This is a genomic window from Candidatus Fokinia cryptica (assembly GCF_034359305.1).
GTDB classification, from domain to species: domain Bacteria; phylum Pseudomonadota; class Alphaproteobacteria; order Rickettsiales; family Midichloriaceae; genus Fokinia; species Fokinia crypta.
Genome location: NZ_CP110343.1, coordinates 400,568 through 427,524, shown reverse-complemented (window position 1 = coordinate 427,524; position 26,957 = coordinate 400,568). Strand labels below are relative to the sequence as shown.

Here is a 26,957-nt window from a genome sequence, read left to right as displayed (position 1 = left end):
TCATATGCAGTCCTTCAAGAAAGTTCTATCAAAGAATCAATTTCTTACACCCTGACATTATAAAAAGCTTGCAAATGCAACAGTTATAATAACTACAAACATAATATTGAGCAATAAGAAAACTTCATAATCTTCAGGAAAACGGATTTTTATTGTGATGCAGGAAGATTTCAACACATATGAAGTACTTATCACGAAAAATAAACATCCCACTACACAACAATATTGAAGAATTTTATGCAAAACACTCTGCACGTAATATTACAGAAAAAAGTATCTTCCTATGCCACTTTTCTTCAAAAACTTGAATATTGCATTATCTATTAAACTCAACATTCTACGAGTACAAACTATCAGGAGAAATGTTCTTTACTTTAAGATGACAACGTAAAACCAATTCAATACTATGAGACATAAATTGCAGAAGCTTAATAAATAAAAGATGAAAAATCTTTGCTTCATTTTTTCAGATCAACTATCTCACTCCATCCCTTCATTAGCTGATGTAGAAGAAAATGACATTATTTTTTTATGTGAAGTGATGGAGGAAGCAACTTATGTAAAACACCATCCTAAAAAAATTGCTTTTCTTTTTGCTTCAATGCGGTATTTTGCAGCTGAACTTGAGTTAAGTGGGCATCGAGTTCATTACACAAAACTAACAAATTCTTCCAATACAAACACATTAAGCAGTGAAATTATACGTATAGTACAAACCTTTGCCATAGAGCAGCGTATTATCTTCACCGAATCAAGCGAATATCGAATGAAAGTCATGATTGAAGAATTGAGGAAATTACTTAAAATTCCTATACAAGTTCGTACCGACAATCGTTTTCTCTGCTCTATTCAAGAATTTAAACTTTGGACTCAAGGAAAAAAGCAGTTAAGAATGGAATATTTTTACTGCGAAATGCGAAAAAAATATCAAATATTGATGAAATCAAAAGATTTCCCAATTGGTGGAAAGTGGAACTATGATAAGGAAAATCGGAAACCACCTATAAAAAATCTTACCTCTCCTCGACGTATTAGTCATAAAAAAATCTATTATCCTGAAAGAAGTATTACAAATGGTACAAGAAAAATTTTCTTCTCATTTTGGTATTTTAGAGCCCTTTCATTACGCTGTAACACGTGAACAAGCTATGATTGAACTGTATGATTTTATAGAAATCGCATCCTTCCTAGCTTCGGAGATATCAAGATGCAATGATGAAGGGAGAAGCATTTCTTAATCATTCATTATTATCATCTTATCTCAACGTAGGTCTTTTATTGCCGTTGGAAATATGTCAGCTTGCAGATAATTCTTATAAAAATGGCAAAGCACTTCTTAATGCAGTAGAAGGTTTTATTTGTCAAATCCTTGATTGGAGGGAATACGTACGAGGTATTTATTGGCTCAAAATGCCTAAATACGGTAACTTGAATTATTTTTCCGCTCAAATAACATTACCTCTTATCTCAAAGCTAATAGCGATATATTTCATAACATAATTATTTAGAATTACCTATTTTATCATTTTACTCTATAAAAGTTATTCTATAATTTAGTTCAGAACTCCACACAGTAAAAATGTATAAACTATATAAAGAACATTTATTAACTCTGCATGATAATAATAAGCATAGAACGTTAAACACACAAGAAAGAAACATAAATTTTCTGGATTTTTCAACAAACGACTATCTCAATTTAAGTAAGAATAATGAAGTTATAAATGCAGCTATCACTAGTGCTCAAAAATATGGTGTAGGTTCAACTGGCTCAAGATTACTATCTGGTAATTTACCTCTATATGAGGAGTTTGAAGAAATTATAGCAAAAGATAAAAATACAGAATCTAGTTTGCTTTTTAGCTCTGGCTTTCAAGCAAATGTCACTGCATTATCTAGCTTACTAGATGAAAAAGTTCTACAAGCAAAAGCACTAGTATTTTTTGATAAATTAAATCATTCTAGCCTTTATCAAGCAGTTTTTTTAAGTAAAGCAGAATTATGTAGATATCATCATTGTGACATTCAACATTTAGAATCACTTTTAGAAAATTATAAAGAAGATCTTAGGCCAAAATTTATCGTAACAGAGACTATTTTTGGGATGGATGGTGATATAGCACCCCTTAAAGAAATAGTAGAAATTGCAACGAAATATAAAGCTTTTTTATATTTAGACGAAGCACATGCAACTGGAATTTTTGGCAAAAACGGATATGGTTTTTCTACTACAATCCAACTAGACCATATCCCTCATGTAGTAATGGGGACGTTTAGCAAAGCAATAGGATGTAGCGGAGGTTATATCGCAAGCCATAAAGTGATAATTGATTTTCTTATAAATAAAGCAACGGGATTTGTATATTCTACCGCACCTTCCCCACATGTTATTGGAGCTGCTCTAATAGCATGGAAAATGATAAAATCTTTGCAAAATGAACGTTCTCATTTACAAAATCTAGGAAATATATTACGTGCAAAACTTAAAGAATATGGATTTGATACTGGAGCATCTACAACTCACATTATCCCTATTATTCTCAAAGGAGAAAAAATCTGCTTACAAATTCAAGATGAACTCCTAAAACAAAAAATAATAGTATCAGGTATCAGACCACCTACGGTACCTTATAATTCCTCTCGCTTAAGAATAGCACTCACATCAAAACATCAATTACAAGATGTTGAAAGATTGGTGAACTGTTTAAAAATAGTAATATCATGAACCGACATTTTATCTTTTGCCATGGTTTTGGATTTGATGTGAGTTTTTGGGATAACTTATCTCCATATTTCGCTAGGGAAAAGTGTACATTCATAGATTTAGGATATTTTAAAAAACCTTTATATCCAAAAATATTTCACGAGCAGAAAGTCATAGGTATAGGACATTCATTAGGGTTATTGAAATTAGTAGAATTACACAAAAATTTTGAATACATCATCATCTTAAATGGTTTTAGAAATTTTTTAGGATTCAATCCAATATTACGAAAAAAAAGAGAAGTAGAATTAGAAATTTTAGAAAGAAAATTTATGATAAATCCTCTAGATGCGTTGAATATTTTCTATAGAAAATGTGGAATTTCATCCTTTACTAAAGGTTTTCGTAAAGAAGATTTGAACTTCAATCTCATGCAATCTGAACTCAATCTACTTCGAAATATCATAATACTACCATCTATCCCAATACTTGTTCTATCGTCGAACGATGATATGATAGTACCACCACAGATTGTAAAAGATAATTTTAGTAATTTTAATGCTAAGTTAGAAATAATAAACCATGGTGGACATATACTTGGACTGGCTGAACCGTTATTTGTTTATGAGAAAATTATGAAATTTCTAGATGACAGCTCTATCAAGTAAAGTACGAAGATGCTTTAACAGAGCTAGTAAAACGTATGACTCAGTCGCTACTGTTCAACGAAAAGCAGCAAATTCTCTAGTTAAAAAATTAATAAAAATCCACACTCTCGCTCCAAAAACTATTTTAGATTTGGGAACCGGAACTGGATATGTAGCAGAATTATTAATGCAAATATATCCTAAAAGCCATTATACGCTAAACGATATTGCTGAAGAAATGCTAAATGTGTGCAAACTGAAATTTATTCAAAATTCAAATTTTACTTTTATACAAGGGAATGTAGAAGAATTAAATATCGATACTTATGACCTAATAATAAGCAATCTTGCAATACAATGGGTAGAAGACTTATTAGGAGTGATTCAAGTACTCCACTCCAAAAGCTCTCAAATATTTGCATTTACCACATTATTAGATGGAACATTTCAAGAATGGCAAGATATTATAAATATATATGCAGATGTCACACTTCAACACTATCCTACAGAAGTAGAGCTAGCTAAACATTGTAATATAATTAAAAATCAACATCATTTTCAGTACTGGACTATGAATAGCACTATGAAATTTGAAACATCATCATTATTTATAAATTATCTCAAAACATTAGGAGCATCAACATCACGTAGACAAATACCTCTACATGCATTAAAAAAACTAATACGTGAACAAATTAACCCTTTTACGGTGTCTTATAGGATATTTTTTGGAATTTTTAAAAAGATATAAAGATGAAGGTATTCATATGCGGTACAGATACTAGTGTAGGAAAAACAGTAATATCATCTTGGCTTGCAGTACATACTAAAGCTACATATTTTAAACCGATACAAACCGGCACAAGTGAAGGTACGGACTCTATAGAAGTAAAAAATTTATCTAGAACTAAAATAAATCGAGAAAGTTTTGTATATAAAGAAGCTCTATCACCTCATTTAGCTGCTAAAATTGAAAATAAGAATATTGATATCGATAAAATAAGATTGCCACAAGAAGAACATTTAATCGTTGAAGGCGCAGGAGGATTGCTCGTACCGATTAACGATAAATGTTTTATTATTGATCTTATAAAAATGCTGAATATTCCTGTTATTTTAGTTACTCATACAAAACTCGGAACTATTAATCATACTTTACTTAGTATAGAAGCATTAAGAATGAGAAATATTGAAATTCTAGGAGTTATCATGAATGGTCAAGATAATAATCAAAGCAAGGAAGCTATAGAATTTTACGGTAAAGTCCAAGTAGTAGCAGAATTTCCTTATCTAAATAAAATCGATTACGATGTTCTAAAAAGTATTCTACTTCCAGAAAAATTTATACAAGTTTTAAAAGGCAGATGACAACACTTTCTAATCTCGACAAAAGAATGATATGGCATCCATTTACACAAGAGAAAACAGCACCAAATGTAATTGATATCAAAAAAGCTTCTGGATCATACATTTACGATCAGAACAATAAAGCTTACTTAGATCTAATTTCAAGTTGGTGGGTTAATATCCATGGACATTGCAATATAGAAATAGCCAATAGTATATATGAACAAGCAAAAACCTTAGAACATGTAATTTTTGCTGGTTTCACTCATGAAGCAGCTATTAATTTATGTAAAGCCTTACGCACAATATTACCGCCAAAGCTTACGAAATTCTTTTTTTCAGATAACGGCTCTACAGCCGTTGAAGTAGCTATTAAAATGGCTTATCAATACTGGCATAATTTAGGATATAAGGGAAAAAGTATATTTCTGAGCTTTGAAGGTGGATATCACGGAGATACATTTGGAGCGATGTCTGTTGGAATGGAATCCGGATTCAACACACAATTTAAAGAGCTATTTTTCAAAGTACTTGCAATACCATACGCCGATACATGGGATGGAGATCTGGAAATTGAAGTAAAAGAAAGAAAAGCTATAAAAGTACTTCAAGAATATTTGACACAATATCAAGGAAAAATTGCAGCTATCATTTTAGAGCCATTAATTCAAGGAGCTAAAGGAATGAGGATATGTCGCACAGAATTTTTACAAAATATCATAAAACTAATACGTCAAAATAATATACTGGTAATCTTTGATGAAGTTATGACAGGATTTGGTAGAACAGGAACTTATTTTGCACTTGATCAGCTTTCTGGTATTGTGCCAGATTTTTTATGTCTTTCAAAAGGCATTACCGGAGGTTTTCTTCCATTAGCTTTAACAATTACTAATGATGATATATATGCGGCATTTTTAGGAGATGATTTTAATACTGCATTTGCTCATGGTCATTCGTATACTGCAAATCCTTTAGCATGTAGTGCAGCAATTGCCTCATTTAACTTACTGATGAAACGTGAATGCAAAACAGCAATTCAAAATATTAATAGCGTACATCATACTGGTATAAAATTTCTAAAAGAGAAATGCAAACTAATAGAAAAGTTTAGAATCATAGGTACAATTTGCGCTTTTGACATAAAAGCAAAGAATTTAATGACCATAATGAAAGCAAGATTTCTTGATGAAGGACTGTTGCTAAGACCACTTTCAAATACTATTTATTTATTACCTCCATATTGTGTATCACGGGAAGAATTAGAAAATGCATATGATAAGATTGCTGAGATTATCAATTCTCTAGAGTAATCTACACAACTAAATTTTTTAAAAGATCGTGATTCTTGTTCTATAAAGATATAATAAGCTAGATAATTTTGAGTGAAAAAAACTATGCAAAAAATGGAAATACAATTCAGTAACTGTAATTTAAAATTAATGAAGTGATTTATCACATACTTCTCCTCGAAGACCTAAACGCTTTAATAAAGCATTATCTTTTTGCATTGTAGGATTTTCTGCAGTTAGAAGCTTCTCACCGTAAAAAATGGAATTGGCACCTGCTAAAAAACATAAAGCCTGCATCTCATCCGACATTTGCTCACGACCAGCAGATAACCTCACATACGACTTAGGTATCATAATCCTAGCAAGAGCTACTATTCTTACAAAATCGAATGGATCTACGTCTTCTTGCTCAGCTAATGGAGTACCCGAAATTCTTATTAACTTATTTATAGGTATAGATTCTGGAGGCTCATCTAAATTCGCTAATACAACTAGCATCTTTATACGATCATTATTTGTTTCGCCCATTCCTATGATGCCACCACAACAGACTTTTATACCAGCTTTACGTACGCATTCAATAGTATCCAACCTACTTTGAAAATTTCTCGTTGTAATTACTTTGCTATAAAACTCTTCGGATGTATCGATATTATGATTATAAAAGTCTAATCCAGCTTCTTTTAATTTCACCGCTTGCTCTTCCTTCAACAAACCTAACGTCATACAAACTTCTAATCCTAATTTCTTTACCTCTCTTATCATTTCGCAGATTGAAGGCATATCTTTATCTCGCAAACTTCTCCAAGCAGCTCCCATACAAAATCTACTCGCTCCTTTTTTTCTAGCCTCTTTTGCCTCTTCCATCACTTCATCCAGTCCTAATAAAGATCCTTTCTCCACTCCCGTATTATGATGCATCGACTGTGGACAATACTTACAATCCTCAGTACAGCCTCCCGTTTTTATACTCAAAAGTGTGCTAATTTGGATAGTATTAGGGAGAAAATGCTGTCTATGTACAGTCTGAGCATCATAAACAAGCTGATTAAATGGAAGCTCAAAGAGTACTTTCGCTTCCTCAAAAGCCCATTTTTTTTCCATTGCCGTAGCACATTTATTTTCCGTTATGTGTACACTGAAATAGATAATATTGCAATGTATTACGGTACGTACTTATAACACATCAGTAAATTATAAAATCTCAGTTCACAAAGGGTATTTGAAGAAAGTTGATAAAATACTACTAAGCAGTAGACCACTCTTCACAAAGGAACTTTTGTAAGTGATAAAGGAAGATGAAGAATAAGTTAATATCTCAAATATATTATTCTACTTATAGCAATAACAATATAGATTTATACAAGCGAAAAACTTTTTTTTTAAATGGAAAATTTATTGCTGATTAAGATTTCTTAATCAAAGATTTTACAATAGAATTTTTAGATATTATACATGTGATATTTCTTCACTGTTTTACACGTATTACATGCCTAGATTTTGGATAGGAGTAGCATCAAAAGAGCATGTAGAAAATGGTGTAAAACATGGAATATGTCAATTCTGCCATGGGAAGCTAGCTCCTGCAAAAAGACTAAAATTAGGTGATTTTATAATATACTACTCCTCTAAGGTAGTGATGCATGAAAGTAAAATTTATCAAAAATTTACTGCAATTGGTACAATTATAGATAACGCACCATATCAACTTAATATGTCCGAAGGATTTCAACCATATAAACGTAATGTAGAATACTTTAATGGAAGACATGTTGATATTAGACCTCTTATCAATTCCCTACCATTTATAAAGAATAAAAATGCATGGGGCGTGGTTTTTCGTTACGGTTTTTTGGAAATTGACAAGGAATCTTTTAAAATTATTGCTAAAGAAATGCTGAATGAGTCTTTTATACAAGATATCGCAGTATAAATATAAAAACTTTAAAATAGACTTAGAAAATAAGAGAACATTACGATAAGTGTAGCAGTAATATAAACTTGCAGACGTATTATCATATTATCAAAAGGTGGTTAATCATCTGCTTTAGCTCACAAACTACATAATAAGATTAAAAGCAAAATCAGTGAAATTTACGAAACATAATATTGGGAGCAATATTAAAAAAAAGCGGAAAGAGATTGCATCAGAAAATACCGATAATGAAAGCGCTATCAATAACGAAGCTTTCAGAATTTTACAAGTAAACTACACAAATCGTATTGATATGTAGTTTGAGGTAATGATATAGTACGGAGCAAAAAATTATATGACAAAGTTGAAGATTATAGCTGGTACAAATTCACAAAAACTTGCACAAAAAATAGCGCTTCATCAAAATGCGGAATACATCCAAGCTACAGTACAACGTTTTCCCGATGGAGAACTTTCCGTTCAACTACATACACAATTATATAATAGCAAAGCAATTATAGTGCATTCTATACATCAACATGTAAACGACAACGTTATGGAATTACTACTTTTAGCTAATGCTACTCAAAACGTAGGAGCTTCTAAAATAATCGCCGTAACTCCTTATCTCGCATATTGTCGACAAGATAAGCAAGATTATCAAAATCAAACTATACCATCAATTAATGCAATTGCTAAAATCATCAAAGCTAGCGGAATTGAATGTTTATTAGCCATAGATATTCACTCTAAGTCAGCAAAAGAAGCATTTGATATAGAATTTCATAACATTAATACGACAAATTTATTTGCATCATGTAGTAATGATATTGATAATCCATTGCTCATCTCGCCAGATAGTGGAGGAGCTAAGAGGTGTCAAGAAATTGCAAAATTACTGCATTGTGAACACATTGTAATGAATAAAAAGCGAAACATCGGAACATTCCTCAAACAATCCGACAAGATGATAATATCTGGTAGAAATTGCATAATTATAGACGATATTATAGACACAGGATGGACTATAACGAATGTTGCAAACATTTTGATGAAGTATAAAGCTAAAACCATAAGAGCGATGGTTACTCATGCCGTGCTTTCTCAAAATACTTTTTTTGCACTACACAAGACAGCAACAATGCATGAAATCACTACAACATCAACAATTACTCATATGAAATTACCAAAATACTTTAGGGTATTAGACATAAGTACCATTATTTCAAAAAAAATTTTAGAAATTATCAATCATTAAAGAGCAGTACTACTATACTCCATATCTAGTCATATTTTTCATTTATTCTTTACTAATCGCTTCTTTTAAGCACATTTTTGATGTTTTATTATATTTATAGATATGTGTAGGTATAAAATACTAGTTGAGAAATTTAAAGAAATAATACTCTTATAACTATGATTAAACATTATCCTTTCTACTGAAAAAAAACGTAACATATCCAAAGATTAAACATTACTCACTATAATTATGAATGTAATACAAGAGATAAGAAACTCTCTCCATAATAACATTACAAGAACTTCAACAGCAGCATCTTTTGGATTTAAAACAGAAACTGGAGAGTACGCTGAGTATGATCAATTTATTGGTATCTCAGTACCAAATTTAAGGAAAATCGCGACAATATTTAGTGAAATTAGTATTAGTGATATACAATTTTTTCTATCCTCTAAAATAAATGAAGAAAGAACATTCGCTCTACTAGTTTTAATAAAGCAATTTCAAAAATCTGTGGAGCATATAAAGGATGAATTATATCACTTCTACATGAGAAATTTACAACATATTAACAATTGGAATCTTATAGATTTATCTGCTCCACTCATAGTAGGACATTACTTATACGATAAGAATCGGACTATTTTATTTACCTTAGCACAATCACATTATTGGTGGGAACGTAGAATTGCAATTGTAGCAACATTATACTTTATCAGGAAAAATGATTTAAAATGTACTTTTCAAATTGCAGAATTACTACTTAATGATGAGCATAAACTTCTTCATAAAGGAGTTGGGTGGATGTTGCGTGAAGCTGGAAAAAAGGAAAAAGATGCTTTGATAAAATTTCTCAATATTCACACAATTCACATGCCAAGAACAATGCTAAGGTATGCAATAGAGAAATTTGATAGTACAGAAAAAGCCTTTTACATGAGGAAATAGCGTTATCTATGCTTGAGTGGCAACTATCGTCTCTCCTCCTATCATAGTTTGACCTAGGTATACCTTCATAACATAATCAGAAGGCACATATATATCCATTCTACTTCCGAATCTTATAATTCCAAACCTTTCACCAGCTCTCACTTTTGCACCTTTACTAAGGTTACAAACTATTCTCCTAGCAATAAGACCAGCAATCTGAACAAAGCATACGTACTTATCTTCATCAGTACGCACTAAGATAAGCTGTCTCTCATTGAACTCACTTGCTTTATCCAGCGATGCGTTAAAAAATTTTCCGGAATTATAATAAGTATCCACTACAACACCACTAACAGCATTTCTATTTACATGCACATTAAAAACACTCAAAAATATGCTAACTTTAGTGAATTTTGAATTTTCTAATTCTATTGCCTTGTCACTTATAATTTCTTTTGGAAGAGCAACATTATGATCAATGCTAAGAATTACTCCATCTGCGGGACTTAATATTACATTGTCTATAGGAGGCGAAATCCTATCTGGATCACGAAAAAAAGAAACTACAGCTACGGTAAGAATGATAAAAAATACAACTGATAGTGACGATATGAAAAAACTTACAAGAACACAGGCTAAGCATATTGCAATAAACGACCTACCCTCCTCATGAATTTTCATATTGAACATAATTTGATAAAATTTATTCTCTAGAATTTTTTTATATCAAAAAACACTAGCACTATGCCTTGCAATTTGATTTTTAGCGTAACAGATACTACTCTGAAGTCTCAATGCTAGATTCTATACATATATAACTGCACGATCAAGATGTACAAAGACTTTACATATCTAAGTGAGCGTAAAATGCAACACTTTTGGAGTAATTTCGGAATTATAAGCTCCTACACACTAGTACTAACATTTCTCATACTATGTTATTTCGATGTTTTTGACATCTACTATCAACTTTCATCCTTTATGAATCAAACAATACGAAGTGAAAAGGATTTTATGATGTTTGAAGTCGCAAGAAAATCATGCATCATAATTACTTTTAGTGCTCTCATGTTATCATTATATTCATATTTCAAAGAAGTAGTTAGTAAGGATACACACTGGGAAACTCCATTTTTAATGATATTAGGAACTATTTGCGCACTTATTATTACAACTGCACAAGATTTAATCATAATATATCTTTGTTTTGTAGTACTTTCCCTAATAGCTCAAATACTCTTAGCTCACTCAAAAAATAAATTTGAGTTAGAAGCTGCTATAAAATATTTTATCTTCGATAATTGTATAGGGATATTATTTCTACTTGGTGTCGCTCTAATATATCTCTCGCACGGCAATGTGAGCATGTACATTCATTCTATACAACATATAGAAAATATTTCTCACTTAAATCTACCAATTTCTACTTTGGAGAATGCTGGATTTACAATATTATTAATATATGGATGCTTTAAGCTAGGAGTACCTCCACTGCATTTCTGGGTACCAGATGTATTGCAGAGTACAAAAATGGAACATTCAATATATTTACTCGGTATACTGAAAGTTCCGATATGTATAATGATGATCAGAATTTTGAAGGCTTTTCCGAATTCGGAACACATATGCCAAATAATGCTATGGCTTGGAGTATTCGCAACTTTTTGGTCTGCTGTAGTGAATTTACAACAATCTAATATAAAAAGAATATTCGGATATAGCTCAATACATCAAACAGGATTCATACTAATAGCAATCTCTATTCCATTTGGAGAAAGTGCTTCAATAATATACGCAAATACCTATGTTATACTTATACACATACCGACAATGTACTTGCTATCAAAACTTGAATCGATATCAACTGACAACAACAAGTATTTCTTAAGTATTGACAGCGTTAAAGCTTTCTCTTCACACTCAGGTTATCATCAATTCTTATCCTGTGTACTTATGCTATCCGTAGCTGGAATTCCACCACTTGCTGGATTCTTCATAAAACTTAATATTTTTGAGCTATTAATACAGCAGTCTTATTATACAGCTTTGTGTATGGTATTTTTATCAACAGTGGTAGCTGCATTTTATCCGTTTAGAATAATTTCATCACTATTCTTTTCAGAAGTAATGAAAACATTAGCAGGATTAAAACACTCAGTATCAGTTGAATACGCTCTTGCTAGAGAATTTTCTATACACGTCCCAAGCACAAAACAACACAAACATTTTACTATCGATTTTCGTTTTTGTGTTATTGCACTTTTTGTTTTGATGAATCTGATGTATATCTTTTCAGGTACGTTCGATATGGAAAAATATCTCCCTCTATAGTGCCTCGTGTAATATTATTCGGAAATGAAAAAGGTGGTGCAGGAAAAACAACAGCAGCCATACATCTTTCTATCTTACTTTGCAGTGTTGGATTTAAAGTAGTTAGTGTTGATTTAGACAGCTATCAACAATCCTTCACTGGATATATAGAAAATAGAACAATTCAGAAAAATAAACTTGGATTAAATATACAAATACCAAGTCATATATGCTTTATAGATAAATCTTTCAGTAAATATAGAAAAGACATAGAAACGACAGAAGGCGGAGATATTGCAAAGATAGCAATACATCAAAACGGAAGCATGGAAGAACTAGAGGAGTGCTTGGAGAAACATATAATAAAAGAACGTGAAGGTTACGATTACGTAATAATAGATTCACCAGGGGGAAGCATATCGCTTAGTAGAGCTGCTCATTCATTAGCTGATATAATCGTCACTCCTATTAACGATAGTATAATAGACATAGAACTATTATCTAAAATAGGAGATTCATATGAATCGGTATCTCCAGGTCCATATGCAGTAATGCTTTTTGAGCAAAAAATACGAAAAACTGCAAAATGTGGTCATCCACCTCGTTGGTACGTAATGCGTAATAGAGTTGGTAATGCAGATACAGTTAATAGCAAAAACACAGAGATGATACTCTATCAACTCTCTAAAAAACTTGGATTTAAAAACATTTCCGGCTTTGGAAATAGAAACATTTTTAAAGAACTATTCAATATGGGGTTGTGCATACTAGATTCTGACGTGCCATTAGTAAAATCTAGACTATCTACGTCTGCTATTGCTGCAAAGTTAGAAATATTAGAATTGGCAAAAGAATTAGAAATTGATCTAAAGAAATAAAAATTTTAACTTCACTTTTTCCAAATATAGCATCACTCAAAACCTTGGACTTGCAACACTATTGATTACATTCTAAACTACGCTTATCAAAGTTTCTTCATAGGCGATGAAAATTCAATTCTCTTCACAGGCTTCATCTTTATCTGATGATAAAGTAAATGTACTTCTTGTAGATAGTACGATATCTCTCCAAGGCTACTCTAATATAGAAAGAGATTTACTACTAAAAATCTCTTCTAATGCTAGAATAACAAAGCATTTCTCGGGTAAAACTAAACAATCTCTTTTCTTTATTATCGATGGAAAAAAGATACTATTGATAGGTACAGACGATACTCACAGAAAAAACATGGCAAGATCTTCCAAATTTTGCCTCTACTCTCAAATTGGCTCCACTATCACAAATCGCATTAATGCTCTTAAAGAAGAGAAGATAGCGTTTCATATGCCTGATTTTATGAAAGAGGATGAAACCACCTCTATAATACTTGGAATGCAACTAAAAAATTACTCCTTTTCAAAGTATTTTATAAACAAACTCCAAGAGCATACCAATTCTTTCATAGAATGTGCAGTACATTCCGAGCTTCATGCTATATTACAAAAACATTTTGATGAGCACTATCACCATCTAGTGAATGGAGTTTTCCTGACTCGCGATCTCGTAAATGAACCTGCAAATGTGCTTTCTCCAGAAGAATTTATTAATGTAGTGCAAGATAAATGCTCTTCTATCAATGGGTTAACAATCAAAGTACTTAAAGAAAATGAGATGCGGGCATTAAAAATGAATGCTCTGCTCGGTGTAGCTCAAGGAAGTAGTAGAGAATCGCGCTTGCTCGTAATGGAATGGAATGGTGGTAGCAATACTAATATTGGCTTGGTAGGTAAAGGAGTTACTTTTGATAGCGGAGGAATTAGTATAAAACCATCTCAAAATATGGGAGATATGAAAGGTGATATGGGAGGGGCAGCAACAGTAATAGGTACTATGTACTCTGTCGCTAAACGAAACGCTAAAATTAACGTAGTAGCAGTTATACCGTTAGTTGAAAATATGCCTTCCGGAACAGCACAAAGACCAGGTGATGTAGTTTCATCTATGTCTGGCCAAACTATAGAAATTGATAACACTGACGCTGAAGGTAGGTTAATATTGGCTGATGCCCTATGGTATCTCCAAGAAAACTACCACAACATAACGAGAATTATTGATTTAGCAACCTTGACAGGAGCTATAACAATTGCTCTTGGAGATATATATGCTGGTTTATTCTGTAATAACGACGAATTAGCTCAAAATCTCATATCTGCAGGATATGAAACAGGAGAGTTATTATGGAGACTTCCGATTGCAAGTGAATATGATGAACAAATCAACTCGACAATAGCAGATATGAAAAATGTAGGAAGTGGTAGAGGAGCTGGAAGCACAACAGCAGCTCAATTTTTATATAGATTTATTAAAGATAAAGATTATAGCTGGGCACACATAGATATTGCAGGTGTGTCTATGTCTAAACATCCAGCACACTTTGGAACAAGTGGAGGTACAGGGTTTGGAGTTTTATTGTTAGATAAATTTATACGAAAATATGAGTAGTGAAATTATGTGGATTTTTTGATTTATATATAGCATATAAGATAATGTCTTTTACTAATCACACTAATATTCATGCATCCTTTTTCTCAGAATTTCAATTTTGGTACTGATGGTATTAGAGGCCTTGCAAATGGGAAGATAATGAACTCTGATGTGGCTCTAAGACTGGGACAGGCTATTGGGATATATCTGAAGAAGTATGAAAAAGTACCTCAACAGCATGTTTATAAAGTTATAATAGGAAAAGATACTAGACTTTCATGTTATATGCTTGAAAGTGCTATCACGGCTGGTTTTACTTCTGTTGGAGTACATGTTAAACTTGTTGGTCCCATACCAACACCGGCAATTTCATACCTTGTACGCTCTATGAGATGCGATGTAGGTATTATGATAACTGCGTCTCATAATAATTACGATGATAATGGGATAAAAATCTTTGATAGAAATGGAATAAAGATCTATCATGAAGTACAAGAAGTATTAAAGACTATTGTGATTGATCAAACCCTCATGTTACATAACCTTGCTACCTCATATGATATAGGAAAAGTCTCGAGGATAGATGACGTGCATGGACGCTATATAGAATACGTAAAAAGCGTATTTTCTAAACATCTGACCTTAGATGGGAGGAAAATTGTGGTAGATTGTGCAAATGGTGCAACATATAAAGTTGCTCCCACGGTATTTAAAGAGCTTGGAGCAGAAGTAATTTCAATAGGAGTTGAACCGAATGGACTAAATATTAATAAAGATTGTGGTGCTTTATGTACGACATTACTACAAGAAAAAGTAAAAAGTACAGGTGCTGATATAGGATTTGCGTTCGATGGAGACGGTGATCGACTGGTAGTATGTGATGAAAATGGCAATATTACATCTGGCGAATATCTAATAGCATGTGTAGCTGATTATATATACAAAGATGTTACAACTATTCCACGTAATATTGTAATCACTAAATTATGCAATGCCGCATTTAGCAATTATATGAAATCTCGAGATTTTAATATAATATATTCAGACGTTGGAGATGGTGCAGTAATGAGGACTATGGTGGAAAATAAAGCCCTTGTAGGTGGAGAGATTTCTGGGCATATAATGATTAGAAATTCATCTCAAAGTAGTGATGCTATTATTGCTTCCATGTATCTTCTCTCAGCACTACAAGAACAACAAACAGTGGCGAGTAAAATGCTTGTAAAGTTTTCTCTTTATCCGCAACTTACCTTTAATTTGAAATATCATGAAAACGTCAATCCTCTAGATTCTCAAGATATACAGAGAGTAATACAGGAAATAATAGAGCAAAATAAAGATTATAGAATAATTGTACGTAGTTCTGGGACAGAAGATGTAGTAAGAATAATGATAGAAGGTCAAGATACGAACAAGATGAAAAATATCATGAATACATTAGTTAATATATTGAGCAATAGATAAAAGGAATTATGAAAGAACAAAATAAAAAAACTGGAGTTGTAATGGTAATTTCAGGTCCTTCTGGTACTGGAAAGACAACAATATCTACAATGCTAGCTAAAACGGTTGATAATTTGAAATTTTCAGTATCGTTTACTACGAGAAAGAAAAGAGTAAATGAAATTGACGGAGAGAGTTATCATTTCGTAACTAGAGAATACATGGAACAACTAAGAGACAAAGGACAATTATTAGAGTGTACCGAAGTATTCGATAACTTATATGGTACATCAAAGACTCAGATAGAAGAACAAATAATGAGCGGTAAAGATATAATTTCTGATACTGACGTACAGGGATATATGGCACTAAAATCAGCACTTCCCGAGAGCGTAGTTGGAGTATTTCTACTACCACCAAATAAGGCTGAAGTACTAGATAGGTTAACTAAGAGAGGAGGAAGTAGCATTGAAATAGCAGAAAGATTTAAAGCCTTCAAAGAAGAAATTTCTCATCATGATAAGTATGACTATGTAATATTCAACGATAACATGGATAGTACACTACACGCAGTAAAAAGTGTACTGAATGCAGAGAGAAACAAAAGAGCTAGAAATCTTTATACCATCTACAATTTTATTAACGCCATGAATGCTGAACAGTAGCGTGCTGAACAGCGATAAGCTTTCACTTACAATATGTTTCCTCTCTACACTCTAGCACATTTATAGCATGCTTTTGTCTATATAGCCATGAGGTATATAATACTATTGCACCTGCATTCGATACGTTAATACTTGGCATATTTAATTCTTCATTCATTCCGATTTTCGCTATAAAATTGCAACTTTTCTCGGTAGATACCCTCATTCCCACCTCTTCATTTCCAAATACTAAAGCTACATTATCCATCATCCCTATCGTAGCAATATCTCTATATATAGCATCTATCTCTTTTTCTCCATTAGAACTTAATCCTACTACGATAAAACCGAACATTTTTAAGGTGTTAATAGCCTGCACTAAATTACTAACTTTAATGTATGAAACCTTTTCAAAACCACCACACGAAACTTTTAAAATTATCGGCATTTCATCAGGAGAATCAATTCTCGTAGTGATTACAGCACTAACACCAAAAGCAGCACAAGATCTAATGATAGCTCCAATATTGTAAGGATCTGTTACTTTATCCAGCAATATCACCGAAAATGCTTTGTTATTCTTAGATTTCATCTCTAAAAATTCCTCTAAACACATTTGCTTTAGTGGGACAGAACGCAGAGCAATCCCCTGATGCACAACATCACCACGCATGCCGGTGACAAAACGAAATTCTTGCACAGTCTCTACTATAGTATGTGGTATATTATTGAAGGTAGTACTAGTTTCGTGTAGGAATCTTGTTGCATATTTAGTCATAACAAGCATTTTTTTCTCGCGAGCAGGATTATGCATAGCGGCAACTACTGAATGTTTACCATATATCCAATATGCATTGTGCTTACCTTTTTTTTTCATCATAAGATGACTTATCATGTTATTGGAATAGATCCAGGGCTACGCTCTACTGGATGGGCTATCCTTGCGAAAGACAAACAGAATTGCAACATTCATCACGTTACATCTGGAATCATACAGAGCTCCAACCTTCAAGACGATGCAGAAAGATTATACAATATATTTGCACAACTCAAGGAAGTTATAAAATATTCGTCAATAGACTTCGCCGCAATAGAAAATACGTACGTAAATAAGAACGCAAAAACTTCTATAAGATTAGCTCAAACAAGAACAGCTGCAATACTAGCATGCTGTGAATACGGAATAAGTATCAAAGAATATCAAGCTAAAACTATCAAAAAAAGGATTACTGGAAACGGCAACGCCGATAAAGAAACTGTAATACAATACGTATGCTTGCATCTCAATATTAAAATAGAGGAGATTTCTCTAAAAATCACAACAGATCAGAGTGATGCAATAGCAATCGCTCTGTCTTGTATTTCGGAAATAGAATGAGTTTTAAGCAATATATAATTTTTAAAAAAGTCTTGACATTCATTTCATATTACTCATAATCGCATGAAATTATACTTTGAAAATGAAAAAAAGCATATCCTTAGTGATAGTGACTGCTATCTTTTACGTTTTTTCTGATACAGTAGTTAGTGATGCAGCACCTCACGCGACACCATCCGTACAACAACAAGTACAGAAAGATAGTGTCCCCCTATCTACTGAGTTAGGTTCGAGTAATACGCCGGATGACACCTCTATACAGAGTAAAGTGAACTCTCTCGTGCAGGGAGAAGTTACTGTAGTGAAAGACGAAGTAAAAATCCTCGTAAAGCCATTGCTCAACCTTCAGTATGGTGCCGTAATGAATAACGATGTCTTTAAAAGTGCAGATGCATTACAAGAAAAGTACAAATTCAAGAACAAGACTGAACTCTTTAAAGCTGTATACCCCTATAATATAATGAATCCTGGTAATCCATCTAGATGGGGTAGTTTTAACGGATTGGTAAACTTCAATAACGTAATAGTAGATGTAAGTACTTTAAGTCAAGGACTGAAGTACGGTGGAAATCTTTCATTATATGCAAACGTATCAAAACCAACATCTGGTGGTAATATCATGACTGCAGGAGAAGCATATGTATACTGTGAATCGATAAAACATAAAATAAAGATAAAGGCAGGAAGTACCGTTGGTGTTCAAAATACTCTACTAATATCTGGTGATAATTTAGCAAAAGGCGGAATGGGATTAAGCGGAGATTTGCCGTTTTATATTCAGTATCCTGCTATAGCTCCATATGATCATAAGTACGATAAAGAAGGTATATATGTTGAAGGTGAAACACCAAAGGCGATATTTACCCTACAACCTTTCGTCGACTCTGCTTCGCTTCCTGGTCCTGCGAATATAGCACCGAAGGCAAATAAAATATCAGTGACGAAAGAGCTTGAATTTCCAGATTTTTCAGCAATTATTGGTGCTTCCTTTACTCCCGATACGCAAGTTAAGGGAACTCTTTCTAATATAACATCCATATCTGGTGGTAGTTTAAATGGTTTTAAAAATGTAATTGGATATGGTGGGAAATTCACTGCTCAAGTTAACTCTGATATTATTCTTGAAGCATCTTTAGTTGGAGAATTTACTGGTCAATTTGATACTGTATGTGATGTAGAAAAAATGGGAATTGATGCTACGGAAGGTTCCTTAAAAATTAGAATGACGAGTATAGAATTACGTAGAAAAGGAGGTAATGCTGTTGCCATAGGTGGGTTAATAAAGTACCGGGAAAAATATGCGTTAGCTCTCGGATACGGCAATTATGGTTCTACTGGAGATTTTACATCTGCTAAAGTAAGTTTCTTGTCTGATAATAAAAAGAAATCATACGAAGGTACATATAAAGACGTGGGGAAAATCTCATCAACTTCTGGATACTATATTTCAGCTGGCGCTTCTTATACCGGTGATAAAAACGGAGTAAGTTTGACATATCTCTATGGAAATGCAAATGGCTTAAGACAGCAGCAAATATACCAGATATTAACTGGAGTACCTGCGGAAAATTTTGGAGACGGTAATAGAAGTGAGTTTCTTTCTTTCGCATATGAGAGAAAAATTCTAAGCTCTATCTCTGGCTATTTATCATGTGATCATTTCGCCTTGTCATGTGACCCAAGAAGTGGAGTTAAAGGAAACTCTGGATGGGCTATTGCTACAGGATTGAAGTTAAAGGCATAGAATTTCTAAACCTAGAGTAATACCCAATTGAAGATTTAATTTTTAGTGTTTTCTAATTAATTGCATTTTTCTGAAAAGACTAGAATTTAATTATGAATTAGTTCGATATTATAATCTTAGACATATTGCTATAAGTTTTTACAGTGTTCCACTAGAGTACTGAAGGATATAAGTTTTTATGCTTTTTTTTTAAAAAAATATTATCAAGCTATTGATGGGCTACAACCCATGATTCTTATATAAGTTTTTATGCTTTTTTTTTGAAAAATGTTATCAGGCTATTGATAGCCTATAATGCATGAATTTTTATATAATTAGCTTCTATAGTGAATTTCTAATTTTTATTCTGTATATTTATAATAAATTAAACATTCTTGAAATTACTATCTAATTGATTTAATTAAGCACACTTCTAGAAGAAGCCAACTCTATTATCTCTTGCGTAATCGCAGATTGACGATGTTTGTTATACTGGATGCACAAATTCTTTTGGATCTTTTCTGCATTCCTATTAGCTGCATCCATCATAATCATCCTTGAAGCATTTTCCCCTATGTATACTTCCAGAGCCGTATTATAAAATAAAGCTACAAAGTAAGACGGTATTGTTATTTGCAATACCTCAACACTAGACGACGGCTCTAATGTAAAGACTTTCCTCTCTGTACTATTATTCCTTCTCACTCTACCATATAAGGTATGATCAGTACTTTCATCAAGAAAATTAAACACGCCCTGCTTAAATTTTTCTTTATCTTGATCGATTAAAGGGAATAATTTTATCAAGCACGGTAACTGCAAAATGGTAGTAATGAAAGCAGGATACATTACGTACAAAAATTTAGCATCAGCACAGAACTTTGTGCAGCAGACATTTATATCATTTCTAAAAATTTCAAACCCCTTCATTACGTCAACATTATGCAAAACATACTCAATTTTCGTATTCTTCAATCTCTCTCCACCTATACGTTTTGCGTTTTCAATAATTCTCTTATTAAAACAGACTATTCTTATAGTATCAACTCCCGTTGACTGCTCTATATCACAACATACAGATTTTAACTTCTTCATCACAATACTATCAAATTTTCCACATAATCCCTTTTCTGCTGAAAAAAGAACTATCACTGCGGTATTTGAAGTAACTAGCTCATCATTTCTGTATAACTTCTTCATAGTAAGATTAGTATAATTACTACCATCTGATGCAATAATATCATTTATAATTTCATGAAAATAAGATAAATAATCAGCAGAATGAAATACCATATTCTTCAGTTTTTGAAATCTAGAAGCAGCAATAATCTGCATTGCTTTTGTTAATTTATGCGTAGAAATAACTGCATTTATCCTATTTTTTAAAGCTTTTAGCTGTGGCATTATTTTCTATTATCAGAAATAGTAGTTCCATTAATTCTACTCTCTATAACATCTTTAAAATTCTTTATCAAGCCTTGTATTGGCCATGCAGCAGCATCACCAAGTGCACAAATTGTACGTCCTTCTATTTGTTTAGTAATTTCGTATAACTCATATATCTCGTGTAATTGCGCTTTTCCAGATACAAATCTTTGCATAATTCTATACATCCATCCTGTGCCCTCTCTACAAGGAGTACATTGACCGCATGACTCATGCATATAAAAACGTGAAATATTCGCTATTGCATCTATTACATCTGCAGATTTATTCATCACTATTATGCTTCCAGTACCCAGAGCACTTCCAACACTTTTTAAGCCATCAAAATCCATTAATACATCATCACATACACTATAGTGCAAAAGCGGAGTAGAAGAACCGCCAGGTATCACCGCTAATAAATTATCCCATCCTCCTATCACCCCTCCCGCATACTCATTAATCAATGTTTTTAATGGAACTGACATTTCCTCTTCAACATTACATGGATTACAAACATGGCCTGATATTGAAAATATCTTGGTACCATAATTATTTGAACGTCCCATACTTTTATACCAATTTGCACCTCTTCTCATAATCGTTGAGATAGAAGCAATAGTCTCAACATTATTTACAATTGTTGGGCAACCATATAAACCACAAACTGCAGGAAAAGCAGGAGGCTTTATACGAGGCATTCCTTTCCTTCCCTCTATACTATTAAGTAAAGCACTTTCCTCTCCACAAATATACGCACCTGCTCCACGATGCACAAAAATATTTACACTGTATTTATGCTTTGGATTATTACCTAATAATCCATATTGCTCTGCTTCTTTGATAGCATTCTCTAATATAGAAGCCTCCGTCACATACTCTCCACGAACGTATATGTACACAATACGTGCTTGTACTGCAAATGCTGCAATTAAAGCTCCTTCTATAATTTTATGAGGCTCATATCGTATGATTGCTTTATCCTTACATGCTCCAGGTTCGCTCTCATCTGCATTTACTATGACGTATGATGTAGTACCATCACGTGGCATAAACGACCATTTTATACCTGTACTAAACCCTGCTCCACCTCTACCACGTATTTCCGATTCCTTAACAATCTGTATCACTTGATCTGAAGTTGTAAGAATAGCTTGCACACCATTCCAATCTCCTCGTAACATGGAGGATTTTATGTCAATAGACGCTTTAAGATCGATATTTTTAAAAATCTTATTCTTCTCCTTTATCATAAATACATTACGTATACTCATTTACCATCACTTTATATCATCAAAAAATCAACATTTTTTCAATATCAATAGAAATAATATAGATTATAAGTTACTTGAGTATTTCAAGCTTTATTCTTAGTAATGCATTCCAAACAATTTTTTTAGACAAAGCTTGTCTAAGCATATAAGATGGATGAAATAATGGTACCACATTAAGTTGCATGTCATTGTCGGCAATGTAATCATTATGCATCTTGCCGTATCGTATTACTTTTCCGTGTATTGGCGTTAAAGCCCCTTTATAGTGCAAAACTGATTCAGCCGCAGTCGCTCCCATCAATAGCAACAGCTTAGGCTTCACTATCGCTATATGCTTTTGTACAAATGGACGACATATGTCAATTTCTTCTGATGTAGGTTTTCTATTGCTAGGAGGTCGATAAAAAATAGCATTTGTAATATATATATCTTTCCTTTGAAGCCCCATACTCTTGAAGATATGTTCAAGTAATGCTCCACTTTCTCCGCAAAATGGTATACCGTATTTATCCTCATTTTCCCCAGGTGCCTCCCCTACAATCATAATAGAAGAGCTAGGCTCGCCATCTGCAAAAACCGTATTATTAGCTCCTGATTTCAGTTTACATCCCTCAAATTTCATAACTATATCTCTTAATTCTTCAACTGTTGAGATTTCTTTAAGTAATTCTCGAATTTCATTATTTACGTTATCTTTATTTTTAGAAACAGGTGCTATGTCTTCAACTTTTTTACTTATCTCACCCTTTATCATATCGCTTGAAACTGGAACTTTGGGATTATTTACAACTCCTTCTACTTTTTCGTGATTCATTGCTCTTAATTTTTGAAAAGACGAAATAATATCACTCATTTTCTCCCCATATTCTAACTCAAAAAACCTAAAATTGGTGTTAATAGCATTATTAGCTATTTTATGTAATTGTATACATATACTAGCGAGCATCGCTTTTGTAAGTAGTATATTGTTTGCCATTAGCAGATAATTTGATTTCTATAACTAGACTCATGATCTAGCCCCTTCACTACCTTAGGGATATAAAAGGCTAATAAGTAAGTCAACATACTGCTAATTAAAATATTGTACCAACTTGGTGTAAATTTCAGTTGATATAAAAAAACACTGTTTTTATTTCGGAACTTACTGTAGTAAGATGGCATGTTTTTTTATCAGAATAAAAAACGACAAAATCTCGTAATCTATTGATTATGTAAAAAAATTGTACATCTTCTTCCGAACTATGTTTTTTCTTTTTTTAGTGGGTTTTCTTATTTTCTCCCCTTTTCTCTTTGCTTTTTCGTGTATTCTTATCGGTATTTCGTTGTATCTTCTGATAAGTGCCTTGCCAATTCTTTTGATTGCCTATGTATTTGACTTATTATAAAATTCACCTCTATCAGATACTAAACCCTCTAGAAACTGCCAGAAATAATAGCTATCTACATTTCGTAATTTCTCAGTGATATCAAAAAAATTTCAATCAATATCGCATTCACTATAAAATCGTCTAGATATATTAATATAAATTAGTAGAATTGCGGTACGTGTTTCATCTATCTTAGTAAATATGGCAGCGAAAAAAAAAGGTAAAAAGAGCAAAAAAAGTATGCTCTGTAGATTAATTAGCACTGGAGATACAGGTTTTTTCTACATACGGAAAAAAAACTCAAAGTCATTATATAGTTTAGACTGCAAAAAGTATGATCCTGTACTCAGAAAGCATATACTTTTCAAAGAGAAAAAAATGAGTGGCTAAGCCATTCTATTCACTTTCCCCTTGAAAGGTGTGAAATCATTACTATATATCCTTGTAGATAGTTGCGAACTATTGTTTTCAATATCTACATAATTCAATTTGATTTATTTTCTATTAAATGAATATGAAAGAGAACATAACGCCTTATTCCGGTAAAATTCTAATTAAGAGAATTACTGAAGAAAAATCAGAGGGCATCATCATTCCTGATAATATGAAGGAGAAGCCTACAAGAGGTGAAGTAATATCTGTTGGAAAAGCTGTAAATAAGGGCTCTAACGAACCTTCCTCTCCTATAGATCTAAAAGCTGGTGATATAGTAATATATACGAAGTGGGCTGGTACAGAAATAGAAAAGGATTCAGGATTGGTAATTTTATCAGAAAGTGATATTTTGGCTAAAATTTCGAAATAATCACTAATAAAAATTATATTTAATTAACTCATTAATTTTGTACGATGGCAACTAAAACATCTTTCGATATAGGAACTAAAGTACTGAGCGGAGTAGATAAACTCGTCAGTGCAGTCGAAACTACATTTGGGCCTAAAGGCAATGTAGTAATCATTGAACGCTCATATGGAGCTCCTAAGGTTACAAAAGACGGAGTAACTGTAGCAAAAGAAGTAGATCCAGAAGATAAAGTAGAAAGCATGGCAGTAAAGGTAGTTCAAGAAGCTGCTTCTCAAACTAACGATAAAGTTGGAGACGGAACTACTACTACTATTGCTGTTGCTGGTGCATTATTGAAGGAATGCTTTAGAATGAGAGCATTTGGTATACCATTTAACGAAATTATATCTGGTATGCAAAAAGCAAAAGAAGAAGCTATAAAGGTGGTTCACAAAATGAAGAAAGACATCAAATTTAATTCTGATGAAGTGGTACACGTAGCAACAATTTCTGCAAACAACGATCAAGATGCTGGTAAGTTGGTAAAAGATGCGTACCAAGAGGTTGGAGAAGATGGTGTCGTAATTGTAGAACAGTCAAAGAGTATGGAAAGTACCCTTGAAGTAAAACACGGAATGCAATTCGATAGAGGATACGTCTCTCCTTATTTTATTACAACTGGAAGAGAAGTAGAATACTCTGATGTGTTAGTTCTGCTTGTTGATAAAAAAGTTAGCAACGCTACCGATCTCGTAAATATTTTAAATGTAGTCGCAAAATCTGGTAAACCGCTCATGCTCATTGCTGAGGATTTCGATAATGACGTAATCACTATGCTATTGGTAAACAAAATGAGAGGTAGCTTAAAAGTTGTACCAGTAAAAGCACCTGGTTTTGGCGATAGAAGAAAAGCTGTGATGGAAGATATAGCAGTAATTACTGGAGCTACAGTAATCACGGAAGAGCTAGACATGAAATTAGAAGATGCTACTATGGAACATTTAGGCTCAGCAGAAAAAATTCTTGTGACAGCAAATGATACAACCATTGTTGCAAATAAGGGAAAATTCCAATCTAAAATCGAAGCTAGAGCTAATCTTATTCAGGAAGAAATAGCATTATCTAAATCTGACTATGATAAAGAAAAACTTAGAGAGAGATTAGCTAAACTTAAAGGTGGTGTAGCTATTATCAGAGTTGGAGGTATAAGCGAAGCGGAAGCAGGAGAACGCAAAGATAGATTTGAAGATGCTATAAATGCTGTAAAAGCTGCAATCAAGGGTGGTGTAGTACCTGGTGGAGGTAAGCTTCTCTTAATGATAAGCAAAGAATTAGAGAAAATGACTGGATTGACAGAAGCAGAGAATGCAGGGAAACAGGCTTTGAGTCGTGCTCTTTCTAGACCCGCTAAAATTATTATCGAAAATGGTGGTGAAGAATCAGCTATCATTATTCATAAACTCTTAGAGTCTAATGATAAAAATATGGTATATAACGTCTTAACAAGACAATATGTAGACGCTTGGAAAGATGGTATTTTAGACCCAGCTAGTGTTGCAGAAGAAGTATTGAAGAACGTAGTTTCTGTAGTTTCTACGTTACTTGCTTCTAACGCTATTATTACTAAAATAGAAGATAAAAAAGCTCAAGGTAATGCAGGTGCAGCACCTCATTATGGAGATGATATGTATTAGTAATAAATAGAGTGGTGGGGGAGTGAAAATCATCTCTCCCACTGCTTTCGTTTTTTCCTAAAATTCGGCTGATTCTGATATCAGCGGAAGCAGTGGTATGTTTTCCCCTATGTGTTTAGACATTAGCTTATCATAGGCTCTTTACGTGCACTTGAATGTTACTTGCTAGTTATATTGAAAGCTCGATAAAATCAATTGAAGCCTAGTACAAATCAACTATACCTGTAGTAATGCTCAATTGAAGATTCAATAAATATTTAACTATATGTTTTTTTTTGTTTTCTAAGAGAGATTTTACTTTAGAAAATAAACATGCTATCCCCTTTGTGAAATACAAAAAAAGACTCATTCCTATTGAAGCAATATCTCATATTACA

Annotated in this window: 26 protein-coding genes; 20 read left to right on the top strand and 6 right to left on the bottom strand. The window is 32.9% G+C overall.

The window, feature by feature from the left end:
* Nucleotides 1–442: 442 nt before the first annotated feature.
* From Fokcrypt_RS02000 to bioA, 7 genes are all read left to right on the top strand, one after another.
* On the top strand, nucleotides 443–1,141 hold the full coding sequence (locus tag Fokcrypt_RS02000; RefSeq protein WP_323721869.1) for a cryptochrome/photolyase family protein: 699 nt from the start codon (nucleotides 443–445) through the stop codon (nucleotides 1,139–1,141).
* Between the two features lie 71 nt (nucleotides 1,142–1,212).
* Nucleotides 1,213–1,500: a hypothetical protein gene (locus Fokcrypt_RS01995; protein ID WP_323721868.1), complete on the top strand. Its 288-nt coding sequence runs from the start codon at nucleotides 1,213–1,215 to the stop codon at nucleotides 1,498–1,500.
* Nucleotides 1,501–1,579: 79 nt separating this feature from the next.
* Entirely contained in the window at nucleotides 1,580–2,725 is a 1,146-nt protein-coding gene (locus Fokcrypt_RS01990) for an aminotransferase class I/II-fold pyridoxal phosphate-dependent enzyme (RefSeq protein ID WP_323721867.1), read from the top strand.
* The gene (locus Fokcrypt_RS01985) at nucleotides 2,722–3,372 is read left to right on the top strand and encodes a hypothetical protein (RefSeq protein ID WP_323721866.1); all 651 of its coding nucleotides are present in this window, start codon (nucleotides 2,722–2,724) and stop codon (nucleotides 3,370–3,372) included. The genes Fokcrypt_RS01990 and Fokcrypt_RS01985 overlap by 4 nt, the downstream gene beginning before the upstream one ends.
* Nucleotides 3,353–4,102, top strand: coding sequence for a methyltransferase domain-containing protein (locus Fokcrypt_RS01980; RefSeq protein ID WP_323721865.1), 750 nt, complete (start codon nucleotides 3,353–3,355; stop codon nucleotides 4,100–4,102). The genes Fokcrypt_RS01985 and Fokcrypt_RS01980 overlap by 20 nt, the downstream gene beginning before the upstream one ends.
* A 2-nt stretch (nucleotides 4,103–4,104) precedes the next feature.
* The gene (gene bioD, locus Fokcrypt_RS01975) at nucleotides 4,105–4,719 is read left to right on the top strand and encodes a dethiobiotin synthase (protein WP_323721864.1); all 615 of its coding nucleotides are present in this window, start codon (nucleotides 4,105–4,107) and stop codon (nucleotides 4,717–4,719) included.
* On the top strand, nucleotides 4,716–6,011 hold the full coding sequence (gene bioA / locus Fokcrypt_RS01970) for an adenosylmethionine--8-amino-7-oxononanoate transaminase (RefSeq protein WP_323721863.1): 1,296 nt from the start codon (nucleotides 4,716–4,718) through the stop codon (nucleotides 6,009–6,011). Before bioD ends, bioA begins: the two co-directional genes overlap by 4 nt.
* A gap of 126 nt (nucleotides 6,012–6,137) precedes the next feature.
* Here the strand turns inward: bioA and bioB are convergent, their stop codons facing one another.
* Nucleotides 6,138–7,094, bottom strand: a complete 957-nt coding sequence (gene bioB / locus Fokcrypt_RS01965; protein ID WP_323721862.1) for a biotin synthase BioB — start codon at nucleotides 7,092–7,094, stop codon at nucleotides 6,138–6,140.
* A 385-nt stretch (nucleotides 7,095–7,479) separates the two neighbouring features.
* Between bioB and Fokcrypt_RS01960 the strand changes: the two genes are divergently transcribed.
* The 3 genes from Fokcrypt_RS01960 (at nucleotide 7,480) to Fokcrypt_RS01950 (ending at nucleotide 10,093) form a co-directional block, all read left to right on the top strand.
* A complete protein-coding gene (locus Fokcrypt_RS01960) occupies nucleotides 7,480–7,923 on the top strand; it encodes an EVE domain-containing protein (RefSeq protein WP_323721861.1) in 444 nt (147 codons plus the stop codon).
* Nucleotides 7,924–8,260: 337 nt separating this feature from the next.
* Nucleotides 8,261–9,163, top strand: a complete 903-nt coding sequence (locus Fokcrypt_RS01955) for a ribose-phosphate diphosphokinase (RefSeq protein WP_323721860.1) — start codon at nucleotides 8,261–8,263, stop codon at nucleotides 9,161–9,163.
* A gap of 231 nt (nucleotides 9,164–9,394) precedes the next feature.
* On the top strand, nucleotides 9,395–10,093 hold the full coding sequence (locus Fokcrypt_RS01950; RefSeq protein ID WP_323721859.1) for a DNA alkylation repair protein: 699 nt from the start codon (nucleotides 9,395–9,397) through the stop codon (nucleotides 10,091–10,093).
* 6 nt (nucleotides 10,094–10,099) lie between these two features.
* Here Fokcrypt_RS01950 and Fokcrypt_RS01945 read toward each other — a convergent pair whose 3' ends face one another.
* Nucleotides 10,100–10,765, bottom strand: coding sequence for a phosphatidylserine decarboxylase family protein (locus Fokcrypt_RS01945; RefSeq protein WP_323721858.1), 666 nt, complete (start codon nucleotides 10,763–10,765; stop codon nucleotides 10,100–10,102).
* Between the two features lie 141 nt (nucleotides 10,766–10,906).
* Here Fokcrypt_RS01945 and Fokcrypt_RS01940 point away from each other — a divergent pair, with 141 nt between their 5' ends.
* From Fokcrypt_RS01940 to gmk, 5 genes are all read left to right on the top strand, one after another.
* Nucleotides 10,907–12,406, top strand: coding sequence for a proton-conducting transporter transmembrane domain-containing protein (locus Fokcrypt_RS01940; RefSeq protein WP_323721857.1), 1,500 nt, complete (start codon nucleotides 10,907–10,909; stop codon nucleotides 12,404–12,406).
* Entirely contained in the window at nucleotides 12,406–13,263 is an 858-nt protein-coding gene (locus Fokcrypt_RS01935; RefSeq protein WP_323721856.1) for a division plane positioning ATPase MipZ, read from the top strand. Before Fokcrypt_RS01940 ends, Fokcrypt_RS01935 begins: the two co-directional genes overlap by 1 nt.
* A gap of 106 nt (nucleotides 13,264–13,369) precedes the next feature.
* Entirely contained in the window at nucleotides 13,370–14,866 is a 1,497-nt protein-coding gene (locus Fokcrypt_RS01930) for a leucyl aminopeptidase (protein ID WP_323721855.1), read from the top strand.
* 72 nt (nucleotides 14,867–14,938) lie between these two features.
* Complete coding sequence (glmM, locus tag Fokcrypt_RS01925) at nucleotides 14,939–16,312, top strand: phosphoglucosamine mutase (RefSeq protein ID WP_323721854.1); 1,374 nt, start codon at nucleotides 14,939–14,941, stop codon at nucleotides 16,310–16,312.
* Between the two features lie 8 nt (nucleotides 16,313–16,320).
* Complete coding sequence (gene gmk, locus Fokcrypt_RS01920; RefSeq protein ID WP_323721853.1) at nucleotides 16,321–16,956, top strand: guanylate kinase; 636 nt, start codon at nucleotides 16,321–16,323, stop codon at nucleotides 16,954–16,956.
* 22 nt (nucleotides 16,957–16,978) lie between these two features.
* Here the strand turns inward: gmk and Fokcrypt_RS01915 are convergent, their stop codons facing one another.
* Nucleotides 16,979–17,815 (bottom strand): TrmH family RNA methyltransferase, encoded by an 837-nt coding sequence (locus Fokcrypt_RS01915; protein ID WP_323721852.1) that lies wholly within the window; start codon nucleotides 17,813–17,815, stop codon nucleotides 16,979–16,981.
* Between the two features lie 3 nt (nucleotides 17,816–17,818).
* On the opposite strand from Fokcrypt_RS01915, the gene ruvC reads away from it, so the two are divergent.
* Both ruvC and Fokcrypt_RS01905 read left to right on the top strand, forming a co-directional pair.
* Complete coding sequence (gene ruvC / locus Fokcrypt_RS01910; protein WP_323721851.1) at nucleotides 17,819–18,313, top strand: crossover junction endodeoxyribonuclease RuvC; 495 nt, start codon at nucleotides 17,819–17,821, stop codon at nucleotides 18,311–18,313.
* An 82-nt stretch (nucleotides 18,314–18,395) separates the two neighbouring features.
* Entirely contained in the window at nucleotides 18,396–20,057 is a 1,662-nt protein-coding gene (locus Fokcrypt_RS01905) for a hypothetical protein (RefSeq protein ID WP_323722513.1), read from the top strand.
* A gap of 396 nt (nucleotides 20,058–20,453) precedes the next feature.
* On the opposite strand, the gene Fokcrypt_RS01900 is transcribed toward Fokcrypt_RS01905, so the two are convergent.
* From Fokcrypt_RS01900 to Fokcrypt_RS01890, 3 genes are all read right to left on the bottom strand, one after another.
* Complete coding sequence (locus Fokcrypt_RS01900; protein WP_323722512.1) at nucleotides 20,454–21,440, bottom strand: F0F1 ATP synthase subunit gamma; 987 nt, start codon at nucleotides 21,438–21,440, stop codon at nucleotides 20,454–20,456.
* A complete protein-coding gene (gene nuoF, locus Fokcrypt_RS01895; protein ID WP_323722520.1) occupies nucleotides 21,440–22,714 on the bottom strand; it encodes an NADH-quinone oxidoreductase subunit NuoF in 1,275 nt (424 codons plus the stop codon). Before nuoF ends, Fokcrypt_RS01900 begins: the two co-directional genes overlap by 1 nt.
* A gap of 91 nt (nucleotides 22,715–22,805) precedes the next feature.
* Nucleotides 22,806–23,711 (bottom strand): uracil-DNA glycosylase, encoded by a 906-nt coding sequence (locus Fokcrypt_RS01890; RefSeq protein ID WP_323722511.1) that lies wholly within the window; start codon nucleotides 23,709–23,711, stop codon nucleotides 22,806–22,808.
* A 592-nt stretch (nucleotides 23,712–24,303) separates the two neighbouring features.
* On the opposite strand from Fokcrypt_RS01890, the gene rpmG reads away from it, so the two are divergent.
* The 3 genes from rpmG to Fokcrypt_RS01875 all read left to right on the top strand — a co-directional run bounded on the left by rpmG (nucleotide 24,304) and on the right by Fokcrypt_RS01875 (nucleotide 26,580).
* Nucleotides 24,304–24,492, top strand: a complete 189-nt coding sequence (gene rpmG, locus Fokcrypt_RS01885) for a 50S ribosomal protein L33 (protein WP_323722510.1) — start codon at nucleotides 24,304–24,306, stop codon at nucleotides 24,490–24,492.
* Between the two features lie 118 nt (nucleotides 24,493–24,610).
* Nucleotides 24,611–24,907 (top strand): co-chaperone GroES, encoded by a 297-nt coding sequence (locus tag Fokcrypt_RS01880; protein ID WP_323722509.1) that lies wholly within the window; start codon nucleotides 24,611–24,613, stop codon nucleotides 24,905–24,907.
* Between the two features lie 44 nt (nucleotides 24,908–24,951).
* A complete protein-coding gene (locus Fokcrypt_RS01875) occupies nucleotides 24,952–26,580 on the top strand; it encodes an Hsp60 family chaperonin (protein WP_323722508.1) in 1,629 nt (542 codons plus the stop codon).
* Nucleotides 26,581–26,957: the final 377 nt, after the last annotated feature.

Excerpts from the sequence above, each read along its gene's own strand:
- bioA (WP_323721863.1), top strand. The coding sequence starts at position 4,716 with ATGACAACACTTTCTAATCTCGACAAAAGAATGATATGGCATCCATTT.
- ruvC (WP_323721851.1), top strand. The coding sequence starts at position 17,819 with ATGACTTATCATGTTATTGGAATAGATCCAGGGCTACGCTCTACTGGA.
- Fokcrypt_RS01900 (WP_323722512.1), bottom strand. The coding sequence starts at position 21,440 with ATGCCACAGCTAAAAGCTTTAAAAAATAGGATAAATGCAGTTATTTCT.
- Fokcrypt_RS01875 (WP_323722508.1), top strand. The coding sequence starts at position 24,952 with ATGGCAACTAAAACATCTTTCGATATAGGAACTAAAGTACTGAGCGGA.
- bioB (WP_323721862.1), bottom strand. The coding sequence starts at position 7,094 with ATGGAAAAAAAATGGGCTTTTGAGGAAGCGAAAGTACTCTTTGAGCTT.
- bioD (WP_323721864.1), top strand. The coding sequence starts at position 4,105 with ATGAAGGTATTCATATGCGGTACAGATACTAGTGTAGGAAAAACAGTA.
- Fokcrypt_RS01905 (WP_323722513.1), top strand. The coding sequence starts at position 18,396 with ATGAAAAAAAGCATATCCTTAGTGATAGTGACTGCTATCTTTTACGTT.
- Fokcrypt_RS01945 (WP_323721858.1), bottom strand. The coding sequence starts at position 10,765 with ATGTTCAATATGAAAATTCATGAGGAGGGTAGGTCGTTTATTGCAATA.
- rpmG (WP_323722510.1), top strand. The coding sequence starts at position 24,304 with ATGGCAGCGAAAAAAAAAGGTAAAAAGAGCAAAAAAAGTATGCTCTGT.
- Fokcrypt_RS01915 (WP_323721852.1), bottom strand. The coding sequence starts at position 17,815 with ATGATGAAAAAAAAAGGTAAGCACAATGCATATTGGATATATGGTAAA.
- Fokcrypt_RS01955 (WP_323721860.1), top strand. The coding sequence starts at position 8,261 with ATGACAAAGTTGAAGATTATAGCTGGTACAAATTCACAAAAACTTGCA.
- Fokcrypt_RS01985 (WP_323721866.1), top strand. The coding sequence starts at position 2,722 with ATGAACCGACATTTTATCTTTTGCCATGGTTTTGGATTTGATGTGAGT.
- Fokcrypt_RS01940 (WP_323721857.1), top strand. The coding sequence starts at position 10,907 with ATGTACAAAGACTTTACATATCTAAGTGAGCGTAAAATGCAACACTTT.
- Fokcrypt_RS01930 (WP_323721855.1), top strand. The coding sequence starts at position 13,370 with ATGAAAATTCAATTCTCTTCACAGGCTTCATCTTTATCTGATGATAAA.
- nuoF (WP_323722520.1), bottom strand. The coding sequence starts at position 22,714 with ATGATAAAGGAGAAGAATAAGATTTTTAAAAATATCGATCTTAAAGCG.
- Fokcrypt_RS01990 (WP_323721867.1), top strand. The coding sequence starts at position 1,580 with ATGTATAAACTATATAAAGAACATTTATTAACTCTGCATGATAATAAT.
- Fokcrypt_RS01880 (WP_323722509.1), top strand. The coding sequence starts at position 24,611 with ATGAATATGAAAGAGAACATAACGCCTTATTCCGGTAAAATTCTAATT.
- Fokcrypt_RS01960 (WP_323721861.1), top strand. The coding sequence starts at position 7,480 with ATGCCTAGATTTTGGATAGGAGTAGCATCAAAAGAGCATGTAGAAAAT.
- Fokcrypt_RS01890 (WP_323722511.1), bottom strand. The coding sequence starts at position 23,711 with ATGGCAAACAATATACTACTTACAAAAGCGATGCTCGCTAGTATATGT.
- Fokcrypt_RS02000 (WP_323721869.1), top strand. The coding sequence starts at position 443 with ATGAAAAATCTTTGCTTCATTTTTTCAGATCAACTATCTCACTCCATC.
- gmk (WP_323721853.1), top strand. The coding sequence starts at position 16,321 with ATGAAAGAACAAAATAAAAAAACTGGAGTTGTAATGGTAATTTCAGGT.
- Fokcrypt_RS01950 (WP_323721859.1), top strand. The coding sequence starts at position 9,395 with ATGAATGTAATACAAGAGATAAGAAACTCTCTCCATAATAACATTACA.
- glmM (WP_323721854.1), top strand. The coding sequence starts at position 14,939 with ATGCATCCTTTTTCTCAGAATTTCAATTTTGGTACTGATGGTATTAGA.
- Fokcrypt_RS01995 (WP_323721868.1), top strand. The coding sequence starts at position 1,213 with ATGATGAAGGGAGAAGCATTTCTTAATCATTCATTATTATCATCTTAT.
- Fokcrypt_RS01980 (WP_323721865.1), top strand. The coding sequence starts at position 3,353 with ATGACAGCTCTATCAAGTAAAGTACGAAGATGCTTTAACAGAGCTAGT.